Below are 20623 nucleotides of genomic sequence, written 5' to 3'. Positions count from 1 at the left end.
CCTCGATTAAACTTCCTCTACCACCAGCAACGTCACATCAAAATCATTGCCTCCCAACCCCAATTGCACGTTATCGACACTGAGCCTTACTGTAGAAGATGACGCAGTGAACACACTTTTGAGCGTTCTCCAGACCCGCGTATCCAATAGCGTCGGAGCGACAATTTCTTGTCCCGAAGCTACCAAGGCAATCCTCGGCAATGGACGCGCACCACTGTTATCCCGAACATCGGCACTGAATTCGTAGGTGCGGCCAATCTCCAGGTCACTGAACACCTTGAACAACTTCTCCCTTTGAGTAGCCAGGTCTTGAGTGTTGGTATAACCCCAATCAAACAAATAATATTGACCGCCTGCCTCTTTTAACACCAGGTCCCTTGGGTCGGTGGCACCCGCGCCTTTTTGCCAACCGTTCCAGTCTTTTTTATTAGGGTCAAAGTCAGTCACGTCTCTGAACCGCTTGCGCAGTGTCAATTCCAATAGCGGAAACTCGATCGCCTCACTCACATCCGGGCTGCCATCGGTGGTCACCTTGAAGACGATGGCCAATGGTGTCTTGTTGCGAAACGCCTCCAGATCGGAGCGCGCAAGTACACGCTTGAGGCCGTTGTTCATATCGGAGAGTGTAATCAGCTGACCCGTCATCACGCGCACGGTGTGTGAAGATCCGTCCTCTTTAGTGCCGGTACATTCCAACCAGCCTTTCTGTCCTTCCAGGGAGAACCACCAGACCTTATCGAAGTTTTCGTCATTGACGATGATTTGCGCATCGCCGGAGAACGTCCGTAGATCCAGGATTGCGCCCTGGGTAGCCGGTGGCGTCGCCTCAGGCACCATTGGGGTGGGCAATCTCGTCGGCACACTGACCTTCAATGCCAGCGTCTTCGACGGCGCCATCTTGCAAGCGCTGGTCACTGTGTAATTGATCAGGATTGTTTTACCCGCACCGTGAATCACCGCTTCGCGCGGAATCGCAAAATCGACATAACCAGGATCGCTGTTGCCCGGTTTTGAGGTCAACGGCAGGCTCGTGCCATCCGTCTTGAGCCACTGCACGTCGATCATCTGATTGGGACTGATCCGTTCATATTCCACGCGAACCGTCACACCGTCGCGGCCATTCCAGAGGGTAAGTTGATCACCGACTGCTTCACACACCCTCGGAGGGGGCAGTATTAACGCCTCCTGCTCAATGCTGAAAGTCACAACAGGAAACTCGACGGCCGTGTCCAGGTCGCACCGCCCATTAAAATTCGCCGCAAAATGCAGGTTGAACTCACTGCAATCGGCCAATTTTTGCAGCTTGGTCCTGGCTATCGGTGTATCAACTCCGTCGCGTAGCCAGGCGGCGGTAAGCGGCTTGCCTTCCAATACATAAAACAGATAGGAACTACCGTCCTCACGCGTGCCGGTTACCCAGACCCAGCAGCAGTCCTGCTCCATGGCGTAATGCCAGATAGGCGCCACCGCCGTTGCGTCATCACCGAACGTATTGAGGTCCACCCGGTCGCCTGTGGCCTGCTCAATGCCCGGTTTTGGCAAGCCCGTGATGCCCAGCACCTTCACGTGGCGCTCGGGTGAGGACCAATGGCTGCCATCGCAGCGCGTGACGTTGTAGGTCAACGTAATGGCTTGCTCAAAATTGGCGCGGATCACTGAAGGCGGTACCGCAAACACCAGGCTGGTTTCACCTTCAACCGGTTGGCGGCATTCCAGTTCGACTGTGCCCGGTCCAGGGGTGCCGGTAAGTGTCGGGCACACCGTATCGCCGCTGCACATGCCCTCATAAGCCACCACGATATGCGCACCGTTCACTGTGTTTATCGGGTTGACCAGCCAGCCGTCGAACTCGGTGTGTACGGCTTCCTTCAGCTCAGGGGGTGACAGTTTCAAGTTAGGGTCAGTGAGCAGCGTCAATGAAAGCGAGTCGAACGATCTATAGGGAACAGCCTCGCTGTAGCGCACGGACGCCAAAAGATACAGTCCGCTGTTATGTTTAAGTTGCTGGAGCAACGCCCGAGGTATTGCTCGACGCCACCCCAGGCGCAAGTCTTCGTCGGTAACCTCTGCATCCTTGAATGGATAAAGTTTGGCCTGGGTGTCATCGGGATAGAAGCCGCTTATATAGCAGTTGATCGTTTGGATTTTGCCGGCAAATGCCCAGGGTGGAATGTAAAGAATCGGATCGTTACAGCACAACAAGGAAAGATCCAGTTTGCCATCGAACGCTTCGAGAATTTGCGCCTGAGGCAAGTTCGAGGGCAGGCTGATCCGTACCCCACCCTGCAAAGATGTTTGACTCTCACCGTTTCTAGTGACGGTGTACGTAAACAATGCGTAAGTGTCCAACCACAATGCTATGTATTCGGGAGGGATATAAAAGTTGATACAACCTGCCTCGTCGCCATTTTGGGGTTCTATCGGCGGATAGGGGCTGCCTGCCAACGGCCAGTTCAGAGTGATGAGGTCAGTGGTTTGCATGTCGTCGTAGCGGACGCTGACGTTGCCTCCGTTCAGCAGTTTGAGTGAATCGACACTGCCATTTTCGTCAGCCTCACGCAGCTCTGGCTTGGGCAGGTCAAGGGCATTCGGCAATGACTTGGGCATAGTGAAAGTTCCTTTTCAATAGACTGGAAATGCCGAAGCCCAGAGGTTGGCCTGATCAGCATCGCCCTATCACACCGTAAAAAAGCCGGCGTTCCTACTGTCAGAATTCACAGTTCCAATCTCCATAAAGACATTATTCGACCAGTGGATTGCGGCAACAGCCGTCGCCGGGTAAGTGGGTGAACATTTTGCGGCCGAAATAAAACAGCTGATGCCTGACGAAAGAGGCCCCCATTACTGGAGGCCTCGTTTTTGATACTCGTCAAACGCGCCCGATCAAGTGTTTTCCTTCACCGTAAGTTAGGGGCAGTACCGCGACAACGGGTCAGTCCATCGTCGTTTAAAATCATTTATCGCCGATACCAAACTTTCAGCGAATCAATGCTGCTATGCGCCGTACACAATATCGTGACATACGAAATCGTTGTGCCTGGATCCGCCTGAAAATCTATCCATGTTCCCGGAAATTCAACGGCCTCCCCTAGCAATTGCCCTTCTTTGTTGAAGTACGTGAATGTGACGCTACTGACGCTCGTACTTGAAAATCCAAACCTGACACGTGCACATTCTCTTTTTAAGCGCAAAACCGCCAGCTGTGGCGGCGTCCCGCCGTAGCAGAAAAGAGCATAGGACTTACCTTCAACCATACCTGGCACTTCTTCTCCGACCCCCCTCACCTGATGAAGCCCGATGTTGGATTGCATCGGCTGCCCCATTTCAAGTGTCGCTAACTTGGTAACGATAGGGTTGCGTGTGTGCTCAATGATGGGATAAGTTTCAAAGTCGTCAAAATCGGTTTCTAACTCATGCCGAAGTTTTAATGTCAGTCTATTAAACTCAAGCTTGACGGGTTCAAGCAGATTTTGACCTACCGTGCACCAAACCCTGAATGTAATGTCGGTACCATCTTTAAACTTCAACAATTCTGCACGAGACATCCGCCGCAACAGCATGTTCAGGTCATCGGTTTCAACGGGTTTTTCATCCATGATGACACTCGTGTAGGGAGAACCCTGTTCTGCAGTCCCCTCGCACGTAATCGTCACGATTTGCCCCTTGATGATCCACCACCATGCCAGTTCGCTATCGGAATCGGGATCCTTGACGACCACGTCTACATAATCTCTGGAAACAGTCGCCAAATCCAAAATATCGCCAGTAGCCTGCTTCACCGCCGGGCGAGGACGCCGCTCCATGATGGGCTCACCAACCTGCAACTCCAGTGTCTCGGACACCATCTGCTTGCAGGCATTGATCACGGTATAAGAAATCAATGCCGTCTTGCGGAAGCTGTTGATCACCTGCTCGCGCGACGCCAGGAAAGTGACCGGGCGGGACGGACTTTCCTGCAAGGGCAGTGGCCAGCAGCTGTCTTCGCCGTCCAGGCACCATTGGGCAGTGTGCTGGTGGCTGGGTTGATAGCCATCGTAAACCGCCTCGACATGCACCCCTTCGCGACCGTTCCACGCCACCAGAACACCACCCTGTGCCTCCCTGACGGTGGGTGCCCGTGGCGTCAGGGGCTGCTGGTAAATGGTGAATATCGCGGGTGGGAACTCGAGGGCGTCCTCCAGTTCGCTCGCCTCGCAAAAGCTGGCCTTGACGTGCAGTTCAAACTTGGAGCAATCGCCGATCCTCTCCAGCGCAACCCTTGGGATATCAGCCCTGACGCCGTCGCTTTTCCAGGCGTCCGTGACAACCTCACCGACCAGGATATCCGGGCGGTAAGCGCTGCCGTCTGCATGTTCAGCATCGATCCACATCCAGCAATGGCTCGCGCACTGACCATATGCGCCCAAAGGCGCTATCACGTTTGCATCCCCTGAAAAGTTATCAAGGCACAACAACCGATCCGGGTTCGCCTCTTCAATCAGCGGGCGCTCAAATTCGGGGGTTAAAACATTGATCAGCCTTACTGGGGAAGGCTGTACCGTGCCACTGACGGCCAGGTCATAGCTCAAGGTCATCTGCTTGTTGAAGAAACACGCCACCACACAGGCCGGCAGTTTGACGAGAGGCATCTCGCCGTCCTGTTCAACCGTGAAATCACCCAACGGTTTTTTCGCATAACCAGGCCCGCTTACATAAAACCTGACCTCGTCACCTTTGTAAGTGTCCAGCCCCTGGATGACGACCTCCCCTCCCTGCTGGGTGTTTTCTGGGTTGAGGCACCACTCACCGTTGTATTGCGCAGACTCGCGCAAGTGCGGCGGTTTCAGATCCAGCGCAGGGTCGACCTGCAGCAATGAGGTCGTGCGCAGGTGGAAATCCTCGGCGTTCACCGGGAGCGGATTCTCCAGAAGCGGATCGCCAGGTTCAGGGTATACCGGGGCGGTGGTGTCCCAAATCACGCCCAGGTGAGCGGTGATCGCCGAATAGTCGTCCAGCCTGGACAGCCAGCCTCGCGAAAGCGTAAAGCGAAAAACGTGGTCCGGATGGGCTTCGTGCTCCTGCACCACATGATCCTTGGCCACCCAGGCGAAGCGATAGGGCGCCACGTGCTGGTTACCCGCAACCACGACAAACAACCGCTGCCCGGGTTGAATCATCGGCCAGGCCTTGATCGCGACAATTTCATCGCCCGTAAACTCTTGCATGCGCAGGTACCAGGTACTCCACTCCTCCTTGGCATGGGTAAACACCGGCCTTGAGACGACGAGATGCTCCTCCCTGATCTGTTGGATTTCCAACTCCAGCGTCAGGGATTCCAGTGCACGCCCCGCTGCATTGGCCGTGTACTTGATCAATACCGTGTGCCCGATGCAGTAGCTGATCCAGCGTGCCGGAATGTCGACGATATTGACGCCGTTTTCCACAGAGATCGGCTCGAAGCTTGGCTGGTCCTGATCCTTGACCGCCATGTAGAACATGACGTTAGTGGCATTCGCCGGCAGCGTCAGCGTGGCCGTCGTGCCATCGATTGCATCGATGGGATACAGCAGGCTGTTGTTCGCAGTGTGTTCGATAATCGCATAGGGCAGTTCCGCTTCAACGGCTGGCGGCGACTTCGCCGCTCGAACGGACCTGGTTTTTCCAGTAGGTATTTTGCTCGCCACGATAAGACTCCTGTCCAGCGTTAGATCACCGTCGGGCCCGGCCGGATGGCCCGGAAACTGCGGTTATCTAACACGTGGATCAGGAATCCTGCCTACTGTCAGAATTGACAGTTCCGCTGAAAAAACTCGATATTCCAGACCAGTGGCCGTCTCACAACCCCTCCAGCTCCGCCATCAAATCACTCAACCGATCCACCTTCTCGGCACTGATCTCATTGCCCGCCAAGCCCTCGATATATTCGGCCAGCTCCGCCACCGTGCTGCATTCGAACATCGCCCGCAGCGGCACATCGCGCTGCAGGGTCTTCTGCACCCGTGAAGCGATCTGTGTCGCCAGCAACGAATGCCCCCCCAGTTCGAAGAAGTTGTCCTGCACCCCTACCCGTTCGACCTTGAGCACTTCGGCCCAGATCGCGGCCAGGGTGGTTTCCAGTTCATTGCGCGGCGCCAGGTAGTCCTGGCTGTGCAACTGGCCGATGTCCAGGGCCGGCAGGGCCTTGCGGTCGAGTTTGCCGTTGGCGTTGAGCGGCAGGCGCTCAAGCCACAGCCAGTGCAGCGGCACCATGTATTCCGGCAATTCGGCGCGCAGGCGTTGCTTGATACGGTCCAGGCGTTCGCTTGGGCTCAAGCTTTCATCAACCGGCACCAGGTAGCCCACCAGGTGCTTGCCGTTGACGCCCTCCTGGACACCGACCGCCGCATCACGCACCTCGGGTTGTTCGTGCAGGCGTGCTTCGATTTCACCCAGTTCGATGCGGTAGCCGCGAATCTTCACCTGGTGGTCGACCCGCCCGACGTACTCCAACACGCCGTCACTGCGCCGGCGCGCCAGGTCGCCGGTGCGGTACAGGCGTTCGCCCGGTGCGCCGAACGGGTTCGGTACAAACACCGGTGCGGTGCGCAGCGGGTCGCTGACGTAACCGCGACCGACGCCGATGCCGGCCACGCACACTTCACCGACGGCGCCTTGGGGCACCAGCTCCAGCGTGCCGTCCAACAGGTACAGACGGTTGTTGTCGGTGGGCGTGCCAATCGGCAGATAAGTGCCACGGGTCGAGGCCAGGTCGACGCGGTAGAACGCCACGTCGTCCGAGCATTCCGCCGGGCCGTAGGCGTTGACCAGGCCGATCTGCGGGTAGCGCAGCAGCCATTGGTGCGCCAGCTCCGGCGGCATCGCTTCACCGGTCGGCAGCATCCAGCGCAGGCCGTCGAGACGAATGTGGTCCTGGGCGAGCATGCCCTGGATCAGCGACGGCACGCTTTCCAGCACGGTGATGCCGTGTGCCTGAACATGCTCCAACAACCCCTGCGGATCATGGGCCAGGGCGTTCGGCACAATATCCACCCGCGCGCCAAACAGCGGCGCAGCGAGGAACTGCCACACGGAAATATCGAAGCTTTGCGAAGCGGTCTGCGCGATCACATCAGCGTCGCTCAGTTGCAGGTAGGGCACCTTGCTCAACTGGTTGTTGAGCATGCCGCGCTGTTCGACCATCACGCCCTTGGGCAGGCCGGTGGAACCGGAGGTGTAGATCACGTAGGCGAGGTTATCCGGGGTGCTATAGACGCCCGGGTTCTCGCCACGGGCGGGGATTTCCTCCCACACCAGCAACTGGCAGTCGACGCCGTCGAGCAGTTCGATGGCCTGTTCCCGGCACGCTTCGGTGCACACCAGCAAGGGCGTGCGGCTCAGGTCGATGATGCGGCTCAAGCGCGGGCCCGGCAGGCCAGGGTCCAGCGGCAGGTAGCCGGCACCGGCCTTGAAGCTGCCGATGATCATGCCGAGCAACTCCAGGTTACGCTCGGCCAGCAACGCCACCGGTTGGTCCGGGCCGACACCGGCGGCAATCAGCGCATGCCCCAGGCCGTTACTGCGCCGGTTCAACTCCTCATAGCTCCATTGCCGGTCCAGGCAACTGGCGGCGATACGCTGCGGATGCTGCGCCACCCGCTCCTCGAACAACTCGACATAGCTGCGCGCCAGCGGGTAGTCGTGTTCGCTCTGGTTGCAGCCATCCACCAGGAACGCGCGCTCCTGCTCGCCGATCAGCGGCAGGTCGGCCATGTCGCCATGGAAACCCTGCACCAGCGCCAGCAACAGGCGCTTGAACTCGGCGAGCATGCCTTGCACGGTGGTTTCATCGAAATAGCGCTGGTCGTAGGACAGGTGCAAGCCCAGGTCATCGCCCGGGTAGCACACGGCGGTCAGTGGGAAGTTGGTGTGGGTACGCCCGGAATCGGAGGTGGCATTCAGGCTTTGCGCATGGCTGAGCACCGAGGTTTCCACCGGGGCGTTTTCGAACACGAACAGGCTGTCGAACAGCGGCTGGCCCTTGGGCAGTTCGCTGTGTTCCTGGATAGTCACCAGCGGCAGGTATTCGTACTCGCGCAGTTGCATATTGCTGTCGAGCAAACCGCTCAACCACTGGCGCACGCTGCACCGCTGGTCATCGGCAGGCAGCTTCACCCGCAGCGCGATGCTGTTGATAAACAGGCCCACGGTGCGTTGCATCTCGGGCATGTCCACCGGACGCCCGGCCACGGTGACGCCGAACAGCACGTCGCGATCACCGCTCACACGCCGCAGCACCAAGGCCCAGGCGGCCTGGGCGAAGGTGTTGACGGTGAGTTGATGCGCCTGGGCCAGCTCGCGCAGTTGCGCGCCGTCACGGGCATCCAGCCGGGTGTAGCAGTCGCCCACCACCATGCCGCCGCTGTGGCCGGCATGTTCGCGCAGGAATGGTCGGTCGCTCGGGATCGGCGTGGTGCGCTCGAAACCTTGCAGGTTGCGCTGCCACCACTGGCGCGCTGCGTCCAGGTCCTGGCGTTGCAGCCAGGCGATGTAGTCGCGGTAGCGCGGCGGCGTGGCCAGTTGCGCGTCGCGCCCTTCGCCAAGCGCCTGGTAGAGCTCGAAGAAGTCGTTCATCAGCAGCGAACGGCACCAGGCATCGATAAGGATGTGGTGGTTGCTCATCATGAACCAGTAGCGCGCCTCGCCCACGCGGATCAGGCGCAGGTGGAACGGCGCCTGGTTGAGCAGATCGAAACCGGCCTCGCGCTCGGCCTTGAGCAGCGCTTGCAGACGCGGCTCGTGCTCACGCTCGGGGTCGGTGCTCCAGTCCAGGTAGTCAATCGGCGTGCTGCCCGGCTTGTGGATCACTTGCAGCATGTCTTCGCCGACGTTCCAGCAGAACGAGGCACGCAAGGCTTCGTGGCGGGCGATCACCGCCTGCCAGGCCTGGGCGAAACGCTCGGGATCGAGGTGACTGTTGATGCGGTAGCGGTCCTGCATGTAATACAGGCCGGTGCCCGGTTCCAGCAGGGTGTGCAGCAGCAGGCCCTCTTGCATCGGGGTCAGCGGGTAGACATCTTCGATAGCGCCGGCCGCTACCGGCAAGCTGTCCAGTTGCGCCTGGGTCAACCGTGCCAGCGGGAAGTCGGACGGCGTGAGGCCACCGGATTCGTCCTTGATGCAATGGGCGATCAGGTCCTGCAGTTCGGTCAGATAGGCCTCGGCCAGTTTGCCAATGGTTTGCTGATCGTAGCGCTCGCGGCTGAAGGTCCAGCGCAGCACCAGTTCACCGCCATACACCTGGCTGTCGACACTCAGCGCAGTGGGCAGCGGTGCATCGGGGTCGTGTGCAAGGCCGGCGGATTCCTCCAGCGGATGAAACAGCGCGTCGGCGCCGAAGCTCTGGTCGAACTGGCCGAGGTAGTTGAAGGTAATGTCGGCGCTCGGCAGCGCGGCCAGGCTGCGTTGGCACTGGTCGTCCGCCAGGTAGCGCAGCACGCCGTAGCCCAGGCCTTTGTGCGGCACGCCGCGCAGTTGCTCCTTGATCGCCTTGATCGAATCGCCCGGCTCTGCCTGGGGGGTCAGGCGCAATGGATAGGCGCTGGTGAACCAGCCGACGCTGCGGGTCAGGTCGATGTCATCGAACAGGCTTTCGCGGCCGTGGCCTTCCAGTTGAATCAACGCCGCGTCGTTACCGCTCCAGCGGCACAGCACGCGAGCCAGGGCGGTCAGCAGCAGATCGTTGACCTGGGTGCGGTAGGCGCTCGGCGCCTGTTGCAGCAACTGCCGGGTGCGCTCTACGTCCAGGCGCACGCTGACGGTCTCGGCGTCACGCTGGCGCAGTGCGCCGTGTGGGCGATCCACCGGCAACGCCAGCGCCGGGCCCGCCAGTTGCGCTTGCCACAGGCTCAGCTCTTCGCGCAGGGATTCGCTATGGGCATAGGCCTGCAAACGTGCGGCCCAATCGCGCAACGCGCTGGTCTTGGCCGGCAGGCTGACGGACTGGCCTGCGCTCAGTTGGCGATAGACCGTTTGCAGGTCTTCGAGCAACACGCGCCAGGACACGCCGTCCACCACCAGGTGATGGATGGCGATCAGCAGGCGCTGCCGGCCTTGCGGGCCGTCCACCAGCAAGGCGCGCAGCAGCGGGCCGTGCGCCAGGTCGAGGCTGCGCTGGGTGTCGGTGAACAGCGCGGTGCAGTGGTCCATGTCGCGCACCTGCGCCTGCATCAATATGCCGCCCTGGGGCACGCCCAGGTGTTCGGCGTGCCACTGGGCATCGCGCTGGGTGAAGCTCAGGCGCAGCGCGTCGTGATGCTCCAGCACCGCCAGCAGGGCCTGCTCCAGGCGATGTGGCTCGAGCAGTTGCAGCGGCTTGAGCACCAGGGCCTGGTTCCAGTGCTGGCGCGCCGGGATGTCGGAGTCGAAGAACCAATGCTGGATCGGCGTAAGGCCCGAGCGGCCGGTGAGCACACCTTGCTCGGCGCTGAACGTCTCGACGCGCGTGGCGACGGCGGCCAGGCTTTGCACGGTCTGGTGCTGGAACAGGTCACGCGGGCTGAAATGAATGCCCGCCTGCCGCGCACGGCTGACCACCTGGATCGACAGGATCGAATCGCCGCCCAGCTCGAAGAAGTTATCGTCGAGGCCGACTTGCTGCAGGTTCAGCACCGCGCACCAGATGGCCGCCAACGTGCTTTCCAACGCATTGCGTGGCGCCACGTACGCCTGGCGATTCGCTTCAGGATCGGGCTGCGGCAAGGCGCGCCGATCGAGCTTGCCGTTGGCGGTCAGCGGCATGCTGTCGAGCACGATTATGTGGGCGGGCACCATGTAGTCCGGCAAGTGCGCCTTGAGGTGGGCCTTCACCGCATCACGCAAGGCGCCGTGCTCGGCGTCGCTGACCAGGTACGCCACCAGCTGTTTGCCGCTCGGCGAATCCAGCGCCAGCACCACCGCTTCACGCACCGCTGCATGTTCCAACAGGCGCGTTTCGATCTCGCCCAATTCGATGCGGAAACCGCGAATCTTCACCTGATGGTCGATACGCCCCAGGTACTCCACCTGCCCATCGGGGCCTTGGCGCACCAGGTCACCGGTGCGGTACAGGCGCCCGCCATTGCCGGTGAACGGGTCGGCGACAAAGCGCTCCGCCGTCATGCCGGGGCGCTGGTGATAGCCCTGAGCCAGGCCCGCGCCGCCGATGTACAACTCGCCGCTCGCGCCCTGCGGCACCAGGGCCAGGTCGGCGTCGAGAATGTAAGCCACGCGCGCGCCGACAATGCTGCCGATCGGCACGCTGGCGGCGCCCTCCTCCACCTGTTGCGGCGCCAGGCTGGCCAGCGGCATCACCACGGTTTCGGTCGGGCCATAGGCGTTGAAAAACAGCTCAGGCTGGAACGCCGCGCGAATACGCTGCAGATGTTCACCGGTCAGTGCTTCACCACCAGTGATGCACATGCGCACCGGCAAGGTCTGCTGTTGCGTGGCCAGCCATTGCGCCAACTGGCTGCCGTAGCTGGGCGTGAACCCGAGGATATTCACGCGATGGCTGCGGATCAGCGCGCAGATTTCTTCGGCGCCCCATTGGCCCTGGGCGCGCAATACCACGTGGGCACCGCTGAGCAACGGCACCAGCAGGCGCTCGGTGGCGGCGTCGAAGTTGATCGAATAAAAGTGCAGTTCGCAGTCGTCCGGGCGCATGCCGAAGCGCTCGATCACGGCCTGGCAGTGCATGGCGATTTCACCCTGGGACACCACCACGCCTTTAGGCTTGCCGGTGGAGCCGGAGGTGTAGATCAGGTACGCCTGGTGCTGCGCCAGGCTGATAAACGGCAGCTCATCGGCCGGATAATTTTCCAGCCTGGCCGCGTCATCTTCCAGGCACCAGCACGCCAGCGCGTGCGGCAACTCGCCCAGGGCCTGGAACATCGCCGCATCGCTGAGCAGCAGGCCGATGCCGCTGTCTTCGATCATGTAGTGCAAGCGGTCCAGCGGGTATTCCGGGTCCAGCGGCACGTAGGCGCCGCCGGCCTTGAGGATCGCCAGCAGGCCGACGACCATTTCCAGCGAGCGTGGCAGCGCCAGGCCGACCCGCACCTGCGGGCCGACGCCACGTTCGCGCAGCATCCAGGCCAGGCGATTGGCGCGGGCGTCGAGTTCGGCGTAAGTGAGGGTCACACCGGCAAAGGTCAGCGCCGGCGCAGCGGCACGCTTGCGCGCCTGCTGGCTGAACAGGGTCTGGATGCACTGGTCCAGACGATGCTCTCCGGCTGCAACCCCGAGGCTGTCCTGCAGGGCGCGCTGCTCGGCGGTGCTGAGCAACGGCAGTTCGCTGAGGCGTTGGTGCGGATTATCGATCAGTGCTTCCAAGAGGTTGCGCCAATGCGCGGCCATGCGGGCGATGCGCGGCTCATCAAACAGATCGGTGCTGTAGGTCAGGCAGCAACCCAGGCGATGGTCGAGGTCGGTGACTTCCAGGTTGAGGTCGAACTTGGTGGCACGGGCATCGTTGGCCAGGTACTCGACGGTCATGCCGGCCAGTTGGCGGCTCTGCTGGAACTCCCAGCGCTGCACGTTGCACATCACTTGGAACAGCGGGTTGTACGCGGCGCTGCGCGGTGGTTGCAGCGCCTCCACCAGATGGTCGAACGGCAGGTCCTGATGGGACTGGCCTTCGATCACGGTGTGACGCACCTGCTCGAACAACTGCGCCACACTCATCTGCCCATTGAGCTGGCAACGCAACACCTGGGTGTTGAGGAACGCACCGATCAGCCCTTCGCTTTCCGGGCGGATACGGTTGGCCACCGGCGCGCCGATGCGCAGGTCGGTCTGGCCGCTGTAGCGGTAGAGCAACACGGCCAGGGTAGCGGTCATGGTCATGAACAGGGTCAGGCCCTGTTCGGCGTTGAACGCGCGTACGCGGGCGGCCAGTGCATCGCTCAGGTCAAAGCGGTACAGCTCGCCGCGATGACTTTGCACCGCCGGGCGCGGGCGGTCGCCGGGCAGTTCGAGCAGCGGATGTTCGCGGCCCAATTGCGCGGTCCAGTAATCCAGCTGGCGTTGACGCTCGCCCGATTCCAGCCATTGGCGTTGCCACACGCTGTAGTCCAGGTACTGCACCGACAGCGGCGCCAGCGGTGAGTCGCGCTCGTCGATAAAGGCTTCGTACAGCGCACTGAGTTCACGGGCAAAGATGTCCATGGCCCAGCCTTCGGTGACGATATGGTGCAGGGTCAGCACCAGATAATGGTCCTGCTCACCGGCCTTGACCAGGCAGGCGCGCAGCAATGGCCCGCTTTCCAGGTTGAACGGGGTGTGCGCTTCCTGATCGGCCAACTGCTGCAGACGCTGCCGGCGCTCGCTGTCGTCGAGTGCCGAGAAGTCCTGCCAGTCCATGCGCAGGTTGGTCTGCGGCCAGACGTGTTGACAGGCCACGCCATCGACGCTCGGGAAGGTGGTGCGCAGGGTTTCGTGGCGCATGATCAGGGCCTGCAAGGCTGCCTCGAAACGCCCCACATCCAGCACCCCGCGCAAGCGCGCCATGCCACCGACGTTGTAGGCCGGGCTGTCCGGTTCCATCTGCCAGAGGAACCACATGCGCTGCTGGGAATAGGACAGCGGCACCGGCGCGCTGCGGTCGACCCTGGCGATGGCGGTCTGTTGGTTGCGTTGGCCCGACGCCTGGATCAGGCCCACTTGTGCGGCGAAAGCGCCCAGCTCGCTGGCATCGAACAAGGTGCGCAATGGCAGCTCGACGTCGCAGGCCTGGCGGGTGCGGGAGATGATTTGCGTGGCCAGCAACGAGTGGCCGCCCAGAGCGAAAAAGTCGTCGCGCAGGCCGATACGCGGCAGGCCGAGCACTTCGCGCCAGATCGCCGCAATCTGCTGCTGCAACGGCGTCTCGGGTTCGACGTGTTCGCGGGTTTGCCACACCGGTTGCGGCAATGCGCGGCGGTCGAGCTTGCCGCTGGGGCTCAAGGGCATGGCGTCCAGGTACATCAGGTGGGCGGGCACCATGTACTCGGGCAACCGGGCGGCCAGCGCGGTTTTCACCGCCTGTGCATCCAGTTCCACAGGGCCGGTGTAGTAACCGATCAACTGCTCGTCACGCACCAGCACCACCGCTTGGGCGATGCCCTGAACCGCCAGCATGCGCGCTTCGATTTCCTGCAGTTCCACCCGCAAGCCGCGCAGCTTGACCTGCTGATCGAGACGCCCCAGGTATTCAAGCACACCCTCAAGGCTCCAGCGCGCACGGTCGCCGGTGCGATACAGGCGCGCCCCGGCCTCGCCCAGCGGGTCGGCGACAAAGCGTTCGGCGGTCAGCCCGGCACGGCCGAGGTAACCGCGCGCCAGGCCGATGCCGCCGATGCACAATTCACCCGGCACACCGGCCGGCAGCGGGTTGAGGTGCTCGTCGAGCACCCGGCAGATCACATTGCCCAGTGGCCGGCCAATCGGCGAGCGCTCGCCATCGTCCACGGCGCAGTGCCAATGGGTGACGTTGATCGCGGTCTCGGTCGGGCCATACCGGTTGTGCAATTGCACCGCCGGCAGGCGTGCCAGTACGCGGTCACGCAGTTCGGCGGGCAAGGCTTCGCCGCCGGAGAACAGACGGCGCAGGCTGGTGCATTCGGCTGCCAGCGGTTCGTCGATAAACAGCTGCAGCAACGGCGGCACGAAGTGCAGCGTGGTCACGTCATGTTCCTGCACCAGTTGCGCGATGCGATGCGGGTCACGATGCTCACCCGGCCCCGCCAGCACCAGACGGCAACCGGTGATCAGCGGCCAGAAGCACTCCCACACCGACACGTCGAAACTGATCGGCGCCTTTTGCATCAGCACGTCGCCGGCGTCCAACCGGTAGGTGGCCTGCATCCACTGCAAGCGCTCGGCCAGCGCCGCGTGGGTATTGCCCACGCCCTTGGGCTGGCCGGTGGAGCCGGAGGTGTAGATCACATAGGCGAGGTTGTCGCCGTGCAGGTGCAGGCCCGGCGGCTGGCTTGGCCAGCTGTCCAGGTGCAGGCTGTCCATGGCAATCACGCACACGCCTGGGGTCGTCGGCAGACGTTCGAGCAGCGCGGTTTGAGTCAACAGCAGGTGCACGCCGCTGTCCTCAAGCATGAAGGCCAGGCGCTCGGCGGGGTAATCCGGGTCCAGCGGCACATAGGCGCCACCGGCCTTGATGATCGCCAGCAGACCGATCAGCAACTGCGGCGAACGCTCGGCGGCGATGCCCACGCACACGTCCGGGCCCACACCCTTGTCGCGCAGGTAATGGGCCAGGCGGTTGGCCTGGGTGTGCAGTTGGGCGAAGCTCAAGCTGGCGTCCTGCCAGACCAGCGCCGGGGTGTCCGCGGTGTGCAGGTTGAGCAGTTCGGGCAGCCATTGCCGGGCCGGCGCGCACGGCGCCTGGCTCCATGGGCGTTGCTCGTCCTCTGCGCTCAGTGCCAGCTCGCCCACGGCGTGCTGCGGTTGCGCGCAGACCGCTTGCAGCAGGTGGATGTAATGCTCGGCCAGGCGCTGAAGGGTGGCGCTGTCGAACAGTTCATCGGCGTAGTCGAACGACAGGCTCAAGCGCCCGTTGCGGTCCTCCTCGCTGTGCAGTTGCAGGTCGAACTTGGCTTCGCGGCTGTGCCACGGCAGCTCATCGGCGAGCAGGCCCGGCAGGCGGCGCAAGGCACTCAAGTCACGTTGCTGGTGGTTGAACATCACCTGGAACAGGCCCTGCTCACGCGCCTGGGGGAAGGCCTCCAACAGTTGCTCGAACGGCAGGTCCTGATGGGCCTGGGCGTCCAATGCAGCCTGGCGTGTCGCGGCCAGCAGTTGGTTGAACGGCAGGCGCCCGTCAAGCTCGGCACGCAGCACCAGGGTGTTGATGAAGAAGCCGACCAGGCCATGGGTTTCCTGGCGCGGGCGATTGGCATTGGGCACGCCGATGCGAATATCGCGCTGGCCGCTGTAGCGATACAACAGGGTCTGGAACGCGGCCAGCAGCAGCATGAACGGGGTGGATTCATGGGCGCGCGCGGTCTGGCCAATCGCGGCGCTGAGGGACGCGTCCAGGCGTACGGTATGCCGCGCGGCGCTGTTGCGCGCCTGCGTCGAGCGTGGGTGGTCGGTGGCCAGGTTGAGGGGCGGATGCTCCTCCCCCAGCGTCGCCTTCCAGTACGCCAACTGCCGCTCGCCTTCACCGGCGGCCAGCCACTGGCGCTGCCAGCTGGCGTAGTCGGCGTATTGCAGGGTCAGGGGCGGCAACTCAAGGGGCTGGCCCTGGACGGCAGCGGCGTACAGGCGCGAGAACTCGTCAATCAGGATAGTGAGCGACCAGCCATCGGCGATGATGTGGTGCAACGTCACCAGCAGTTGATGGTCCTCATCGTCCAGACGCACCAGGGTGACCCGCAGCAGCGGGCCTTTCTCCAGGTCGAACCGGGTACGCGCTTGATCTTCGCGGACCTGCTGCGCACGCGCCTGGCGCTCGGCATCGGGCAAGTCGCTGAGGTCGATGACGTGCAACGCGAAATCCGTTGCGGCCTCGACTCGCTGAAAGCCCTGGCCATCGCGCTCGTAAAAGCGTGTACGCAAGGCTTCGTGGCGCTGGATCAACTGCTGGAAGCTTGAGCGCACGGCGTCTTCGTCCAGCTCGCCGCGCAGGCGCAGGGCGCCGGGGATGGTGTAGGCGCTGCTGTTCGGGTCCAATTGCCAGGTGATCCACAGGCGGTTCTGGGCCAGGGATTGCGGCAGGTCGTCCTGGCGCGACACAGAGGCCATCGCGCCCTGGGCAACGCCGCCGTCCTGTTGCAGGCGCGCGACGCTGGCGGCGAAGCCTTGCAGGGTGGGCGCTTCGAACAGCAGGCGCAGGTTCAGCTCCAGGCCCAGGGTTTCGCGCAGGCGCGCGACCACTTGGGTCGCGCTGATGGAGTTGCCGCCGAGCAGGAAAAAGTGATCATCGGCGGCGACCGTCGGCACCTGCAGTTGCTCGCACCAGATCGCGGCGATCCGGTTTTGCAGAACCGATTCCAGCGCGGCGTCACTGGCTGGCGCTTGCAGGTCGGGGAACTGCGCATAGCAGTCGAGACGGCCATCGGCATGGCGCAGCGCACACGCCGCCCGTTGCACCTTGCCGCTGGAGGTTTTCGGCAACGCGCCCGGATTGAGCAACACCACCACGCACGGCGCCTCCTGGCAGGCCTCGGCCACTGCCTGGCGAATCGCCTTGATCAGTGCTTCGGGCGGCAGGATTTTCTGCACGCTGCGGCTGATTTCCGCAGCAATGCCGATGCCTTCCACGCCGTGGTCATTCACCGCAAAGGCGGCCACCCGGCCCTTGCGCACCACCTCCACCTCACGCTCGATGGTTTGCTCGATGTCCTGCGGGTACAGATTGTGTCCGCGTACGATCAGCAGGTCTTTCAAGCGCCCGGTGATGTACACCTCACCGTCACGGATAAACCCCAGGTCGCCGGTGCGCAGCCAGGTCCGGCCGGCGTGCTGGACGAAAGTCCGCGCGCTGGCTTCGGGGTTGCGCCAGTAACCGTGGGCAATGCTCGGGCCGCTGGCCCAGAGTTCGCCCACGCAATTGTCGGCCAACGCGCAGAGCGTGTGGGGATCGGCAATCAGCACGGCGTGGTCCGGCTGATGGGTGCCGCAACTCATGACCGCACTGCCCTGCCCCGGCTCGGCGCGGTTGGCGGCCAGCGCCTGCGCATCCAGGTGCAGCGCAGGGATGCCGTGGCCACGGCGGCCACCGGCGACAAACAAGGTCGCTTCGGCCAGGCCATAGGAGGCGAAGAAATTATTCGAACTGAAACCACAGGCGGCGAATTTTTCGCCGAACCGTTCCAGGGTGTCCAGGCGGATCGGCTCGGAACCGGAATAGGCCACGCGCCAGGTGCTCAGGTCCAGGCGTTCCAGGGCCGACTCGCTGACCCGCTCGCTGCACAGACGGTAGGCGAAGTCCGGGCCACCGCTGATGGTGCCGCCGTATTCGCTGATCGCCTCGAGCCAGCGCAGCGGCCGCGCCAGGAAGTAGGCCGGCGACATCAGCACGCACGGCACACCGCTGAAAATCGGTTGCAGCAAGCCGCCGATCAGGCCCATGTCGTGGTACAGCGGCAGCCAGCTGACGATCACATCGTCCGGGTTGAGGTCGATGCCAAAGCCGCGGCGGATCAGCACTTCGTTGGCCACCAGGTTGCCGTGGCTGACTTGCACGCCCTTGGGCAGCGCGGTGGAGCCGGAGGTGTATTGCAGGAAGGCGATGTCGTCGGGCTGCAGCTCGGGGGCGAGCCAACGGTCGGCAAGCTGTGGGTCGAGGGTGTCCACGCTCAACAGCGGCGGTGCGTTTTCGATCTGCGCCAGGCCATCGGCGAGGCTGGCGATGGTCAGCAGCCGGCGCGGCTCGGCATCGCTGATGATCGACAGCAAGCGCTCCTGATGATGGCGCTTGCTCGATTCCGGCGGGTAAGCCGGCACCGCGATCACCCCGGCGTACAGGCAACCAAAGAACGCCGCGACATAGTCCGGGCCGCTGGGAAACAACAGCACCGCGCGCTCGCCCATCGCGACATCGGCTTGCAAGGCGGCGGCGATGGTGCGCGCGCGTTGGTCCAGGTCACGGTAGCTGAGCACCACGCTGTGCTCGGCGGACTCGGCCAGAAAGCGCAGGGCCAGGCGGTCCGGCGTCTGCGCGGCACGGCGCTGGAGGGACTGGACCAGAGTGCGGGGAAGTTCGAAGGCGTCCATCATGGGGTTCCTGCCTGAAATCGGCTTACGGGAAATTCGGGAAATCGGTGAGGTTCAGCCGGCGACGCGCTGGCGCGCCGCGCCACTGCGCCAACGGGCCAGGTGGGCCTCGGCATAGCGCCGCATACAGCGCAGCACGACGCTTTCGTGCTGCACGAGAAAGAAGTGATGCCCCTCGAACATGTCGAGGGAAAAGCCGCTGGCGGCTTCGAGCTGCCAGTCGAGCAATTGGTCGGCGCGCACGCTGTCCTGCTTGCCGCCAAAGACATGGATCGGCACGTCCAGCGGCTCGCGTTCGCCATAGGTAAAGCTGCCGCACAGCAGGAAATCGGCGCGCAGGATCGGCAGCATCAACTGCATCAATTCGGGATTGGCCAAGGCGTCTTCCGCAGTGCCCTGCAGCTCGCGCAAGCGGGCGATCAACTGCGCGTCGTTTTTTTCGATGGCGTAGTCGCTGACATCGCGCCGCGCCGGGCCGGCGGTGCCGGAGACAAACAACGCCAGCGGCGCCGGCACATTGCGCGCGTTCAAGGCATGCGCCAGCTCGAACGCCAGCAGGCCGCCGAGGCTGTGGCCGAACAACGCATAAGGGCCATTCAGGTCGCGGCTGATTTCATTGGCGAGCTGGGCAGCCAGGGCCTTGATATCGCGCTGCAGCGGTTCGCCCATGCGCACGCCCCGTCCCGGCAGCTCCAGTGGGCATACCTGCAACCAGTCCGGCAACACGCGGCGCCAACGGGCGTAGACCGAGGCACTGGCGCCCGAATGGGGCAGGCAAAACAGGCGCAGCGGCGTTGGGGTACTCATCACCCGAGAACTCCACGCTGAAACACGCTGTGTGCACGATAAAAACCCATTTCGCCCTCCTGCGGGTGCTGATCCCTGGCCGTTTGCTAACGAACCTTTCACCCAGAAGAACGGACGGCCCCGGCAAATAATTAGTCGCCGGGGACAAGCGAGACGCGGTTCACACCTTACCCAAAGGCATAAGATTAGTTCGCCTTCTCATTTGACAATCATTATCATTCAGCATAATTTGTTGCCCGATGTGTAGGAGGCCTCAGCAGGGACGCCCTCCCCCAACCTTTTTGCAACAAGGTGATTTCCATGACGGAACAAGTATCCACAGGCAGGTGCGACTCACCCCTTCTCCAGGCATTCGTCGACAATCGACTGATCCTGGTGAAGATCGCAGCGCGTATTACCGGCTGCCGTTCCCGTGCCGAGGATGTGGTGCAGGACGCCTACTTTCGGCTGCAATCGGCGCCGACCATCACTTCCTCGTTCAAGGCTCAACTGAGTTATCTGTTCCAGATCGTGCGCAACCTGGCGATTGATCACTACCGCAAGCAGGCCCTGGAGCTCAAATACTCCGGTACCGAAGAGGAAGGCTTGAATGTGGTTATCCACGGTGCTTCACCGGAAACCTCCCACATCAATTTCAACACCCTGGAAAACATCGCCGACGCCCTGACCGAACTGCCACAGCGCACCCGCTACGCCTTCGAGATGTACCGCCTGCACGGCGTGCCGCAGAAAGACATCGCCAAGGAACTCGGGGTCTCGCCAACACTGGTGAACTTCATGATCCGCGATGCGCTGGTGCACTGCCGCAAAGTGTCGGGCAGCCACAGCGATACGTTTGCGCGCAGGGTTTGAACAACACAGAAACCACTGTCGGAGGGGGGCTTGCCCGCGATGCGGTGTGTCAGTTAGCTCTGTTTTAGCTGACACACCGCTATCGGGGGCAAGCCCCCTCCCACATTTGGACCGGGATCGACACAAAATACCGGTCGGCTCTAAGGCCGCCGCGCTTTTGCTTTTGATCTGCTTTTGATCTCAGGCGCCCCGTTAAACCACGCTGGCCGAACGCAGGCTTGAATCCGTGGGCAACCCGGCAGGACGCCGGGTTAGC

5 protein-coding genes are annotated in these 20623 nt (G+C 62.4%); 1 reads left to right on the top strand and 4 read right to left on the bottom strand.

Annotation, left to right across the window (positions count from 1 at the left end):
- Positions 1-6: 6 nt before the first annotated feature.
- The 4 genes from BFP93_RS05905 to BFP93_RS05890 all read right to left on the bottom strand — a co-directional run bounded on the left by BFP93_RS05905 (position 7) and on the right by BFP93_RS05890 (position 19515).
- Positions 7-2607, bottom strand: a complete 2601-nt coding sequence (locus BFP93_RS05905) for a hypothetical protein (protein WP_065892418.1) — start codon at positions 2605-2607, stop codon at positions 7-9.
- A 350-nt stretch (positions 2608-2957) separates the two neighbouring features.
- Positions 2958-5663, bottom strand: coding sequence for a hypothetical protein (locus BFP93_RS05900; protein ID WP_065892417.1), 2706 nt, complete (start codon positions 5661-5663; stop codon positions 2958-2960).
- 151 nt (positions 5664-5814) lie between these two features.
- Positions 5815-18711, bottom strand: coding sequence for a non-ribosomal peptide synthetase (locus tag BFP93_RS05895; protein ID WP_065892416.1), 12897 nt, complete (start codon positions 18709-18711; stop codon positions 5815-5817).
- A 51-nt stretch (positions 18712-18762) separates the two neighbouring features.
- Positions 18763-19515: a thioesterase II family protein gene (locus tag BFP93_RS05890; RefSeq protein ID WP_065892415.1), complete on the bottom strand. Its 753-nt coding sequence runs from the start codon at positions 19513-19515 to the stop codon at positions 18763-18765.
- A gap of 300 nt (positions 19516-19815) precedes the next feature.
- On the opposite strand from BFP93_RS05890, the gene BFP93_RS05885 reads away from it, so the two are divergent.
- Positions 19816-20367, top strand: coding sequence for an RNA polymerase factor sigma-70 (locus BFP93_RS05885; protein ID WP_005789991.1), 552 nt, complete (start codon positions 19816-19818; stop codon positions 20365-20367).
- The last annotated feature ends 256 nt before the right edge of the window (positions 20368-20623 follow it).

This window comes from Pseudomonas sp. 44 R 15 (assembly GCF_900004965.1).
Taxonomy (GTDB): domain Bacteria; phylum Pseudomonadota; class Gammaproteobacteria; order Pseudomonadales; family Pseudomonadaceae; genus Aquipseudomonas; species Aquipseudomonas orientalis_A.
Note: the sequence above shows the minus strand (reverse complement) of the source record. Positions and strands in the feature narration are given on the sequence as shown.

Bases quoted from the DNA above. Each gene is read 5' to 3' on its own strand.
- BFP93_RS05890 (WP_065892415.1), bottom strand. From the start codon at position 19,515: ATGAGTACCCCAACGCCGCTGCGCCTGTTTTGCCTGCCCCATTCGGGC.
- BFP93_RS05885 (WP_005789991.1), top strand. From the start codon at position 19,816: ATGACGGAACAAGTATCCACAGGCAGGTGCGACTCACCCCTTCTCCAG.
- BFP93_RS05905 (WP_065892418.1), bottom strand. From the start codon at position 2,607: ATGCCCAAGTCATTGCCGAATGCCCTTGACCTGCCCAAGCCAGAGCTG.
- BFP93_RS05895 (WP_065892416.1), bottom strand. From the start codon at position 18,711: ATGATGGACGCCTTCGAACTTCCCCGCACTCTGGTCCAGTCCCTCCAG.